This is a genomic window from Ancylomarina sp., from assembly GCF_041555295.1.
Taxonomy (GTDB): Bacteria; Bacteroidota; Bacteroidia; order Bacteroidales; family Marinifilaceae; genus Ancylomarina.
In genome coordinates this window covers 1-11,649 of sequence record NZ_JBFFKR010000100.1, presented here as the reverse complement: position 1 = coordinate 11,649, position 11,649 = coordinate 1, and the positions used below count along the sequence as shown (strand labels likewise).

At 34.3% G+C, this 11,649-nt stretch carries 12 protein-coding genes; 7 read left to right on the top strand and 5 right to left on the bottom strand.

Annotation, left to right across the window (positions count from 1 at the left end):
• Positions 1-325 precede the first annotated feature (325 nt).
• Entirely contained in the window at positions 326-1,027 is a 702-nt protein-coding gene (locus ABY905_RS08910) for a hypothetical protein (protein WP_372642684.1), read from the top strand.
• Between the two features lie 15 nt (positions 1,028-1,042).
• Here the strand turns inward: ABY905_RS08910 and ABY905_RS08905 are convergent, their stop codons facing one another.
• On the bottom strand, positions 1,043-2,344 hold the full coding sequence (locus ABY905_RS08905) for an MATE family efflux transporter (protein WP_372642682.1): 1,302 nt from the start codon (positions 2,342-2,344) through the stop codon (positions 1,043-1,045).
• Positions 2,345-2,615: 271 nt separating this feature from the next.
• On the opposite strand from ABY905_RS08905, the gene ABY905_RS08900 reads away from it, so the two are divergent.
• From ABY905_RS08900 to ABY905_RS08885, 4 genes are all read left to right on the top strand, one after another.
• Entirely contained in the window at positions 2,616-3,218 is a 603-nt protein-coding gene (locus ABY905_RS08900) for a superoxide dismutase (RefSeq protein ID WP_372642680.1), read from the top strand.
• A 118-nt stretch (positions 3,219-3,336) separates the two neighbouring features.
• Positions 3,337-3,921: a superoxide dismutase gene (locus ABY905_RS08895; protein ID WP_372642678.1), complete on the top strand. Its 585-nt coding sequence runs from the start codon at positions 3,337-3,339 to the stop codon at positions 3,919-3,921.
• 269 nt (positions 3,922-4,190) lie between these two features.
• A complete protein-coding gene (locus tag ABY905_RS08890; RefSeq protein ID WP_372642676.1) occupies positions 4,191-4,763 on the top strand; it encodes a nitroreductase family protein in 573 nt (190 codons plus the stop codon).
• Between the two features lie 18 nt (positions 4,764-4,781).
• Positions 4,782-5,489, top strand: a complete 708-nt coding sequence (locus tag ABY905_RS08885; RefSeq protein WP_372642674.1) for a carboxypeptidase-like regulatory domain-containing protein — start codon at positions 4,782-4,784, stop codon at positions 5,487-5,489.
• A 36-nt stretch (positions 5,490-5,525) separates the two neighbouring features.
• Here ABY905_RS08885 and ABY905_RS08880 read toward each other — a convergent pair whose 3' ends face one another.
• Positions 5,526-6,434 carry a proline dehydrogenase family protein gene (locus ABY905_RS08880; protein WP_372642672.1) on the bottom strand — a complete coding sequence of 303 codons (909 nt, stop codon included), beginning with the start codon at positions 6,432-6,434 and terminating at the stop codon, positions 5,526-5,528.
• A gap of 376 nt (positions 6,435-6,810) precedes the next feature.
• Between ABY905_RS08880 and ABY905_RS08875 the strand changes: the two genes are divergently transcribed.
• Positions 6,811-7,386, top strand: a complete 576-nt coding sequence (locus ABY905_RS08875) for an OmpH family outer membrane protein (protein ID WP_372642670.1) — start codon at positions 6,811-6,813, stop codon at positions 7,384-7,386.
• A gap of 133 nt (positions 7,387-7,519) precedes the next feature.
• Complete coding sequence (locus ABY905_RS08870) at positions 7,520-8,788, top strand: glycosyltransferase family 2 protein (RefSeq protein ID WP_372642668.1); 1,269 nt, start codon at positions 7,520-7,522, stop codon at positions 8,786-8,788.
• A gap of 57 nt (positions 8,789-8,845) precedes the next feature.
• On the opposite strand, the gene ABY905_RS08865 is transcribed toward ABY905_RS08870, so the two are convergent.
• The 3 genes from ABY905_RS08865 to ABY905_RS08855 all read right to left on the bottom strand — a co-directional run.
• The gene (locus ABY905_RS08865; protein WP_372642666.1) at positions 8,846-9,565 is read right to left on the bottom strand and encodes an energy transducer TonB; all 720 of its coding nucleotides are present in this window, start codon (positions 9,563-9,565) and stop codon (positions 8,846-8,848) included.
• A gap of 176 nt (positions 9,566-9,741) precedes the next feature.
• A complete protein-coding gene (locus ABY905_RS08860; protein WP_372642664.1) occupies positions 9,742-10,050 on the bottom strand; it encodes a septum formation initiator family protein in 309 nt (102 codons plus the stop codon).
• Between the two features lie 162 nt (positions 10,051-10,212).
• Positions 10,213-11,649: alpha-ketoacid dehydrogenase subunit beta (locus ABY905_RS08855; protein WP_372642662.1), on the bottom strand; the 1,437-nt coding region annotated here is incomplete at its 5' end.

Genomic DNA, 11,649 nt, shown 5'->3' with positions numbered 1-11,649 from the left:
GCTACTCTTAGCGGGGTTTTTTCAAGTCCTTCTCGCGTCACATCTTCGCCCAGTAGTTCCAATACTTTATTGTAATGAAACATGAGTTGCTCAGTCGTTTCCTGGTTGAATTTTTCTATTTTTGTGAAACCTTTGTTTTCCGTTTCGTTAATTGAAAATTCCATCTTATAATTTGTGTTTAAATACTGTCGTTCGATAAAATTCAAATGATATCCTTTCATGACTAGGCCTATCAAATTGTTGGCTTAAGCTTGCAAATTTAAGTATATTTTTTGTCGATTAAGCAAATTTGTGGAAGCTTTGTTATTGCTAAGTACTTGCATATATGGATATTTTAATTGTTAGTCCCACTTTTACCTCCCTGCAAAAATTTATTAGTCAACTTCAATTGATTGATAATTATGGGAAAAACTATGCTCGATTTCAATTGGCTGAAAATGAATTTGATATTCTAATATCAGGTTATGGGGGGAGTATCGTTAGTCATTGGATAAATAAAGCCATTCAGCTTAAAAGCTACGATTTAGTGATTCACTTTGATAGATGTTATGCCCTGAATGATAAATCTGAAGTTGGGAGTTTGGTGAATGTGATCGACGATTATTTTGGCGATCTGGGTTTTACTTATGACTCTGGTTTCCAATCTTTATTCGATTTGGAAGTGATTCCACAAAATGAAAGTCCTTTTAATGATGGGATTCTAGAAAATCCATCTGATTATTCTGAAATACTGACATCATTCCGAAAAGTCAGCGGTATGACTAGTAATACCATTCCTGCAAGTCTTTTTCAAATTGGAGAAATGTACATTAAAAACTACCCTGAGATCATTAGTATGGATGGAGCTGCTTTATTGTATGCTTGTTTGGAGTCGAATACCGATGTGATTCAGCTTTCGTATGTCGCAGGAAAACTGGGTAATGCGACTGATCATTTAAACATTGACGATCTTGAAATAGATAGAATTACTGAAGTGATTGATGATCTTCTGAGTAAATTGTTTCAGTCTCAATTGGTAAAGGGTTAAGCATTCTACTACAGGCTATTTGAATTTCACCAATACTGCTTTTCTAAAATATAGAGCTTGTAAAATCCCACGGGCAAGCATAAACGATAACATGGCAATCCAAAGACCATGGTTAAATAAAATTCCTTTTAGACTGAAATATACAGGAACAAAGATAAGTAGAGTTGCTGCCATCATGGTTTTTCGCATGTAGACCGATGCTGTTGCACCAATATAAATTCCATCGTATAGGAAAGAAGCAAAGCTTAATAGAGGGAGCAAAATAAGCCATTTTAGATAAGGACTGGCAGCGTTTATGGTTTCAGAGCTATTGGTTAAAAGAGAAAGAATCCAATTGGCACCAAAAGCATACAGCAACGTGAAGATTAGGCTAATTCCCAATCCCCAAATAAATAGGAATCGAACAGTTGTAAGGAAGTTTTTGCGATTCTTAGCACCCACAAATCGTCCAACCAAAGCCTCAGCAGCAAAAGCAAAACCATCCATCAGATAAGAAAATATAAACAAGAATTGAAGCAGAAGTGAATTGACAGCCAGAATTGTTTTATTGGTACTTGCCGACTCAGTCGTGAAAAAAGTGAACACAAAGATGATGCAAAGTGTTCTAATGAAGATGTCTTTGTTAATCAAAACAAAGTGTTTTAATTCCTTAATCTTTAATAAGCCTTTATTGCTCCAGTATTTAAAGAGTTTGCGGTAATATCGCCAAATAAAGAAGATGGCTAGAATAAGACCACAATATTGCGCAATTACAGTTCCCAGCGCCACACCCCGGGCATCTAAATTTAAGCCGTAAACAAAAAATGCTGATAAGCTGATGTTGATGATATTACAAATGATGGCTATGGTCATGGGGATTTTCGAATTTTGCATGCCAATGAACCAACCTGTTAATGCGTAAAGGGATATTGTAGCAGGTGCTGCCCAAATTCGGATGTTATAATAGGATAGGGCAATATTTTCTACTGAAGTTTCTGAGTCGATGTAACTAAAGCTTAGTAGAGCAATAGGTTTTTGGAGTAATAATATAAGAACACTTCCAGCAACAGCTACTAGTAATGCTCGGCCGAGTGAAAGAACACTTTCGCTTAAATTTCTAGCTCCATAGGCTTGGGCTGTGATGCCACTTGTTCCCATTCGAAGAAAGGCAAAGCCCCAATAAAGAAAATTGAAAATGGTACCCCCTAAAGCAATTCCTCCAATAAAATCTACTTTCCCTAAATGACCCATCAGCACCAAGTCAACTATCCCTAATAGTGGGATGGTGATGTTACTAATGATGTTAGGTAGGGCGATATCTAATATTTTCTTATTCACTTTTTAGATTTAATTCGCTGCGAAATTACAGAATTGACTTGAGGATGTTCTTAAATTATAAGAGAAAAGTTCACCTATGTTTCTTTAATCAAGGCAATAATAATAATGAATAATGTTGATTGTGCCCAATATTGAAAATAAAAGACAAATTTATCTTAAAATATTTGGAAGATATTTATTTATAATATAGATTTGTTTTGTTATTGAAAACGAGATTAAATAAAAATAGTCATTTTCAATAATTTCTTTTACTGATTTAAACTGTTAGAATATGAGTTTTGAATTACCTAAATTACCGTATGCATATGATGCTCTAGAGCCACATATTGATGCCCGAACTATGGAGATTCACCATTCGAAGCATCATGCTGGATATACTAATAATTTAAATGCAGCAATTTCTGGTACTGATCTTGACGGAAAATGTATCGGTGAAATTCTTGCTAGTGTTTCAAGACAATCTGCTGCTATTAGAAATAATGGTGGAGGTTATTATAATCACGATTTGTTTTGGAAATTAATGTCATCTAATGGAGGCGGAGAGCCTACTGGAGAATTGCAAAAAGCTATTAATGACACTTTTGGTGGTTTTGAGCAGTTTAAGGAGAAGTTTTCAAAAGCTGCAGCTACTCGTTTTGGGTCAGGCTGGGCTTGGTTAGTAAAACTATCTGATGGTAGTTTGAAAATATGCTCTACACCTAATCAAGATAATCCTTTAATGGATGATGCGGAAGTAAAAGGAACTCCAATTTTAGGATTGGATGTATGGGAACATGCTTACTATTTAAAGTTTCAAAATAGAAGACCCGATTATATTTCAGAATTTTTTGAAGTTATTAATTGGGAGGAAGCGTTAAAGCGCTTTCAGGATTAGTTTTGTTTATTGTTTTTTTGATTTTGGGATCGACTTTTGAATTTATTCGAAAGTCGATCTTTTTTTTGCCTGGTTCAAGAATTTTGGTGAAATTAGAGTAAATCAAATAAACAAAGTTATGAAACATGAACTTCCAAAATTACCTTATGCTCTAGATGCATTGGAACCCCTTATTTCTGAACGAACTCTCGAGTTTCATTACGGAAAACATCATCAAGCTTACGTCAATAATTTAAACAATTTGATTGAAGGAACTTCATTCGAAAATGCCGAACTGGTTGATATTATTCTTAAATCAGACGGTGGTATTTTTAATAATGCAGCTCAGGTTTTCAATCATACTTTCTATTTCATGGCTCTTAAGCCTAGAGGTGGTGGTAAGCCAAGAAATAAATTATACGATGCCATAGTTTATACGTTCGGGACATTTGAAAAGTTTAAAGAAGAATTTTCGAAAGCAGGAGCGACTCTTTTCGGTTCAGGTTGGGTTTGGCTCGTTGCTGATATGAATAATAAACTTAGTATAGTGAAAACTTCAAATGCTGCAAATCCCCTCTGCGATAATTTAAAGCCAATAATGACTCTTGATGTATGGGAGCATGCTTATTATCTGGATACTCAAAATGCCAGACCCAAGTATATTGAGAATTTTTGGGAGTTGATTGATTGGGAGTTGATTGAAAGTCGATTTGAGAATTTATGATGAGTTTAATTTATGTTTAAAACTGAGCTGTTACATGTGTAGCAGCTTTTTTATTTTAGATTTGTGCTCACTTATAATAATTTTTAGTTAATTAGTTAATTCAAAGGCGTGTCAAAAGTACCCGCTTACTTATTTCGTTTTAAATTGAATTCAACTCTTGATGGAAGCTAATATAATCCTTACCTTAAAAAGAGCTTAAATGAGATTTGATTTTCTGAGTAAAGTGTATCTAATTGATATTTTCAACCGTATAATAAGACAAGATTCGAATGTTAAAGGAATTAGTATTAAAAAATAGAAGTTATCGCCGTTTCTATCAAAATGAACTTATTGGGAAAGCTCTATTACGACAATGGATAGATTTGGCTCGACTAGGAGCTTCTGGTAGGAATGCCCAGAGTTTAAGATATTTGACTGTGACAGATCAAGAATTGTGTAAGCGAATCTTTGAGAATTTGGCTTGGGCGGGTTATTTGAGTGATTGGGATGGACCCGTTGAGGGTGAGCAGCCAGTGGCCTATGTTATCATGTTGAATGATGAGCGATTGAGCAAGAATTACTTTTGTGATGATGGGATAGCGGTGCAGAATTTGTTACTAGGTGCTGTGGAAAGTGGTTTTGGGGGATGTATTCTTAGGGCTTTCAAAGAAAAGAACCTCAGAGAATTATTGAATGTCTCTGATGATTATTCAATAATTCAGGTGGTGGCTTTAGGTAAGCCAAAAGAAGAAGTCGTTATTGAAGAAATGAAAAATGATGATATAAAGTATTGGAGAGACGAAAAAGGAGTGCACCATGTGCCCAAACGAAAACTCGAAGATCTTGTTATAAATGAATTTTAGACCGAAATACCTTGCCTTATGAGAAAATTAATATTGTGTTGTGTTATAATTTTTACTTTCATTTTAGCGAAAGAAACCAAAGCTCAGAGATATAATCTGGATTCTATATTTTTTACGGGAGCTGTTATGGATCAGGTTGACTTGAAGGGCTTGCCGTATGCTCATTTTAGAGTGAACAAAGAACGAGGTGGTACGACTAATGAATATGGACGATTTTCTTTCTGGGTAAATTCTGGTGATACCATTCAATATTCATTTGTTGGTTATCATGATGTAAAAGTTATTGTAAGTGATAGTTTGAAACAAGATGATTATCTATTTGGGGTGTTTCTTGCTAAGGACACTATTGCACTTCAAGAGGTTTTGATTCTACCTAGGTTCGGTGACTTTAAGGAAGCATTTATGAATGCTAAGGTAAACACTCCAGAGTATGTTAGAGCTAAAAATAATGTCAATTCGGCAACTTATGAGGCTTTAACAACAAGACCCACTACAATGGACGCTAAAGCAAATACCGATTTGCTCATTAGGAATCATGTTGTAGCTATCGAAAACAAAACCATGGTTCCTACTGAAATGACTGTAGGACCTAGTACGACACGAACCTTACCTGAGTTGAAAAGGTTGAAACGAAAGAGGAAGATGAAAATATCTGAAGCAATTGTTACAGATTCAGAAGTTAAAATTCTTCAGCAAATGTATAAGTATGGCGTAAAAAATGAATAAAAAAAAGCGGTGAGAAATTACCGCTTTTTGTTTGTCTTATCCTCTACTGAAAAGTGCTTTTATAATCAGCATGGCCATTTTCGGATTTTCCTTAAGTCTACGAGTTGAATACCCAAACCAATCTTTTCCAAATGGAACATATACTCTCATTGTGTGTCCTTTGTCAAGTATTGATTGTCTTAATTCTGGAGTTACACCATACAACATCTGAAATTCATACTTGTCCTTAGGCACATTGTACTTTTCTATTAAGTCATACGCTGGCTGAATCAAATTCTTATCATGGGTAGCGATACCAGGATAAATATCATTCTTTAACATGAAATCAAGATCTTTGATATAGTTCTCATTGATCTCTTCATATTTCTTGTAAGCAACCTCAGCAGGCTCTACATAAATACCTTTACACAATCGGTAGTTAAGTGCTGTTCCATTTTTCATATCCAACATATTTTCCAGATCGCTATATGTACGTTTTAGATATGATTGTACTACTAAGCCTACATTTTTTGGAAATTCTTTTCTTAAACGTCTGTACATCTCAATTTCCAGATCTACACATGGTGAATCCTCCATGTCGATTCTAACAAAATTGTTGTATTCAGCAGCTTTGGCAACTACTGTTCTGATGTTTTCATAACAAACCTCAGGATCGATTAATAAGCCAAAAAAAGTTGGTTTTACAGAATAGTTACCATCAATCTTATTTTTTTCAAAAGCTTCAATAATATCCAGATAGGCATCCTTATTTTCTGTCGCTTGGCTCAAATCTTCAATAAATTCACCTAAAAGATCGACAGTAACTTTTATGCCTTGAGCATTTAAGTCGAGTGAAGCTTTTATCGCATCATCAATTGTTTCTCCAGCAATATATCTTTTGGAAAATAACCAAACTACTCTCTTTGGCATAAATGGCAGGGTCGCTGCTATCATTTTATTAAACATGTCTTGTGGTTTTAAGGGTTAATCTTGGGTTTATTGTTGGCTAAATGTAGACATGATGAGAAATAAAAAGAATGACGTTTATCAGCAATTTCGATTGATTTTGAATAAACTGTCATTTTTCACTATCAAAGGAAAAATATATCTCAGAAATTTTTCCATTCTCATTAAAAACTTATATTTGCTAGGCTTAATTCAAAAGCGGAGTAGATCCCAAGATTTTTATCAAATTTGAATTGCCTAAAATAAGTACCTAAATCAATTAATATACGCTACTATTCGTCTAAGAAGAAATTTCAAAAGAAATTTATTTTTTGGCAAATTTTCCTGATTAGGGTTTCTCTTTTCAGGTTGGCAATTTAAAATCAAACTAGAAAACATGAAAAATTTATCCATTGTTCTAAATGCAGTTTTAATTATTGCTGTTGGAATTTTATTCTTTTTACATTTCTCAGGCGAGAGCAAAACTGAAGTTAAAACCGTTGCTGGAGAAGGTGCTGTTGTCTATGTAAACACTGATTCATTATTATCAAATTATAATTTTTCTGTCAATTTGAATGAGCAGTTTCTTAAGAAACAAGAAGATTCTAGAACTGATTTTAACTTCAAAGCTCACAAATTAGAGAAAGAAGCCGTTGATTTTCAACGCAAATTGCAAAACAAAGGTTTCTTAAACCGAGAGCGTGCAGAAAGTGCACAAAGAGACTTGATGGAGAAGAAGCAAAACTTGGATCAGCTTGACAGAAAGTTGAGTTCTGAACTGATGGCCGAGCAAAATGATAACTCTAAGCGTTTATTCGATAGTGTTACAAACTATTTGGAATTATATAATGCTAAGCATAAGTTTAGCTTGATTATTAGCACAACTAAAGGTGGAACAGTACTACATTCTGCTAATGGTTTGGACATTACTAAAGATATTATTGATGGTTTAAATGCCAGATATAAGAAATAAGATCAAAAAGTATTGAATAAAAGGGCAGAGGCTGATAGCTTTCTGCCCTTTTTTTATCTTTGTGCCTGGTGATGACTTTTTATTTATGTCACCATTGAATGTAATACCAGTATAAAACTTACAAAGTAGATTAATGAGTTTCGCAGATAAATATCTAAAAAAGCAGCAAGTCTTCCCTGATTATATAAGTAGCGATGTGCCAGATAATTTGGGACTAGTTGTTACAATTCCATGCTTTGACGAACCCGACTTAGTTTCAAGTTTAAAGGCTCTGTGGCTCTGCGATCGACCTAATTTTAAAGTGGAAGTTATTGTAATTGTCAATTCGGGTGAGCAAGCTTCAGATGAAGTCTTAAGTCAAAATGCTAAAACGATTGCTGATGCTCAAGAGTGGATGTCGTTGCATGAGGATGAAAAATTGAAATTCTTTTTGATTCATCAGCCTAGTTTACCAAAAAAAACCGCTGGTGTCGGATTAGCTCGTAAAATAGCTATGGATGAGGCTGTGAGTCGTTTTAATAAAATAGGTAAGTCTAATGGGATTATTACGGGGTATGATGCGGATTCTTCATGTGATGCCAACTATTTTACTGAAATTGAAATGTTATTTAAAAAGTATCCTAAGGCAAACGGAGTAAATATATTTTATGAGCACCCACTTGAAGGGAATGAGTTCAGTGAATTAATCTATAATTCCATCGCTCAGTATGAATTGTATTTACGCTATTATATGCTTGCTATGCGATTTTCTGGTCATCCACATGCCTATCATACCGTAGGTTCTAGTTTTTCTGTTTCAGCTGAAGCATATATAAAACAAGGTGGGATGAATCGTCGTCAGGCTGGCGAAGATTTTTATTTCCTACAAAAGATTATTGCTTTAGGTAAGTTCTATGAGATTAAGCATACTCGTGTTATTCCTTCGCCTCGTACATCAGATCGTGTCCCTTTTGGAACAGGGAAAGCAATGTCTACTTTTTTGAATGAAGGAATCAGTAATTATAAAAACTATAATTATGCAGCCTTCAGGGATTTAAAAATTTTATTTGATAATGTAGATGATTTCTTTGGCGTTGACCAAGATACCTTTATTAATAAACTAATTGTTGAACTACCTGGACCAGTAAGAAGTTACCTGAAGGAGGATAATTTCTTCGAATCTTTAGATGAGATCAATCGAAACTGTGCTTCCATTGATGCTTTTAGAAAGAAATTCTTTGGTGCATTTAATGCCTTCAAAGTTTTAAAATATCTGAACAATGTTCATGAACAGTTTATGGAAGAAGAAAGTGTTATTGTAAGTGCTAAACTGTTACTTAAAGATTTAGGTATTGCTACTAAAGGTATTTATTCAGCAAAGGAATTACTTGAAATATATAGAGACTACGAGAGAACACATTAGGATAAAAGAAAAGCATGGATATAAATCCATGCTTTTTAAGTTTTAGTTAAATCCGAATTATTGAAGTACAAAATTGATTGACGCTGAGTAGGTAACTTGTACAGGAACGCCTCTTTGTTTGCCTGGAGCAAAAGCAGGTAAGTTATTAATTACTCTTAATGCTTCTTGATCAAGAGATGGGTCAATTCCCCTAAGAATTTCTGCATTTTTGACTTTGCCATCTCTTCCAACAACAAATCTCACAAAAACACGGCCTGAAATTCCATTTTCTTGCGCAAGAACAGGATATTTAATGCTTTTCTGAATATGCTTATTCAGTTCAATATTACCTTCTGCCATAGTCTTGCAAATATCAGGACGGAAAATAGGCATTTCTTCAACCACAACAAAAATCTCAGTTTCATCTTCAATCTCGGTATCATATATGACTTCCTCGGGAGGACTAATATCAATTTCAGTATTTTGATTAATATCTTCTTCTTCGATTATTAAATTGGGATCTGCTTTCGAATCATTTTCAACGATGGTAATCACATCTTGTAATTTGATTTGAACAGGTGGTTTTACTTTTGGTCTTTCGGGTTCTTGTCTTGTTATAGGAACAATTTCCTCTAATTCGGTAAGTTCCTGAGGGTTGGTTATATCTACAGTATCTTTAATTTGAACACGCCACTTAAATGCAATTAATACCAATAAAAGGGCTATGGCTAGTCCAACTTCAAAGAATAGACTTTTCTTCTTTTCCAGGTCAGCACTCTCTCGTTTTTTAGGTAACATGGCTAGGATTTCTTAAGTATATAGAATAATCTCAAATAAATCTCAAATCAGAGGCTAAGGTAAGGTCTGTTTATAAAAAACGTCTACTTATTATACGATATGGTGTTTTATTAGTTTCAGATGAAAGATATGCTTTGGGATATACTGTAAAGTACAAAAAAAAGGAATAGTTTTCACTATTCCTTTTCAATTATTATAAAAATATCTTCATTTTCCTTTTTCATGAGATATTGTTCTCGAGCAAATTTCTCTAAATTTTCTCGATTGGTTTTTAGCTCATGTATTCTGTTTTTATCTTTTTTAATCTTAGTTAGATAGTATTCCTTTTCTTTGCTTAGAGCTTCAATTTTACTCTTATACTCTTTACGTTCCCATATGGAGTGTTGATCGAAAAAGAACAACCAAAAGAAGAATATCAGTAAACTAATGGAAAATTTATTACTAATAGCCTTAATTAGAAGAGATTTGATTTTGGATTTATCCATTTTAATGTTTTTGTTCTATTGGCTAAAATTAGTGAAAATATTTTTTTGTTAAGAGCTTGTTCCCAATTTTGTAGGTCAAAAAGAATAGATTAATGGATTTAAAACTCAAAAGGACGTTGATTATTATAATCAGCGTCCTTTTGTGTGAATTATTTAAATCTCTTATACTTTATAAATCGGTGTGAATTTATCTGGCTCACTTTCCCTCATTATGTCGTAAATGATTTCAAAAACATCTTCAGCATTCGGGTTTGAGAAATAATCACCATCTGTTCCATATGCAGGACGGTGATCCTTTGCAGTTATGGTGCGTGGCTCAGCATCCAGATGAAAATAAGCTTTTTGTTCTTCAAGAACTTTTTGCATCATAAATGCTGTTGCTCCACCAGGAACATCTTCGTCGAAGAAGATAACGCGATTGGTTTTCTTCATCGAGTCAGCTATCATATGATTAACATCGAAAGGTAAAAGAGTTTGTACATCAATAAGTTCAACTGAAATATTAAACTCTTTAAGTTGTTTGACTGCATCTTCTGCAATTTTCACACATGCCCCATAAGTTACCAGAGTAATATCAGTGCCTTCTTCTAAAATTTCAGGAATACCAAGTGGTGTTTTAAACTCTGCAAGGTTATCAGGCATCTTCTCCTTAAGTCTGTAACCATTTAGTGGCTCAATTACCAAAGCTGGCTCATCGGCTTCCATAAGGGTGTTATATAATCCTGCAGCTTTTGTCATATTACGTGGTACACAAACATGTATGCCTCGTATCGAATTGATGACCATACTCAGAGGAGAACCTGAATGCCAAATCCCTTCAAGACGGTGTCCTCGTGTTCGAATGATTACTGGAGCCTTTTGTCCACCCTTAGTTCTGTATTGTAAGGTTGCCAAGTCGTCACTCATGGTTTGTATAGCGTACAAAAGGTAATCGAAATATTGAATTTCGGCGATTGGGCGTAAACCACGCATAGCTAAACCAATTCCTTGTCCAAGAATTGTAGCCTCCCGAATTCCTGTGTCAGAAACTCTTAATTCACCATACTTTTCTTGCATGCCTTCCATACTCTGGTTGACACCACCAATAAAACCAGTGTCTTCACCAAAAGTTAATAATAAGGGATATTTGCTGAAAAGCTGATCAAAATTATCACGAAGGATTTCTCGACCCGTTACAGTTTTAGAACTATCGGAATATATTGGTTTAACCGCTGGTATATTAGATATTTGCTTGTCTGTTTCGCTATATAAATGTGAACTATAACGTTCGTGATTTTCGGAAATAGTATCCTTTAACCACTGCTGAAGTTGTGATTTTAAGGGCTTAAATGTTGAACAAGAACTACATATGTGACGTAAAATCTTTTTTGCAGAACTGACATTATCTTTTCTAATTGGATGAATAATCTTCTTCAGGTCATTCACAATTGCATCGATACGCTCAGTTTTTTTGCAATTACAGGCTGATGCTTTTACCAACTCGACTAACTCATCACGTTCTTTTTTAACTGGAGTGATAAAGGTTTTCCAAGCTTGATTTTTTGCTTGCTTTACGATTTCAACAGTTTCAGATTCAATTGAGATTAATTGATCTTCAGT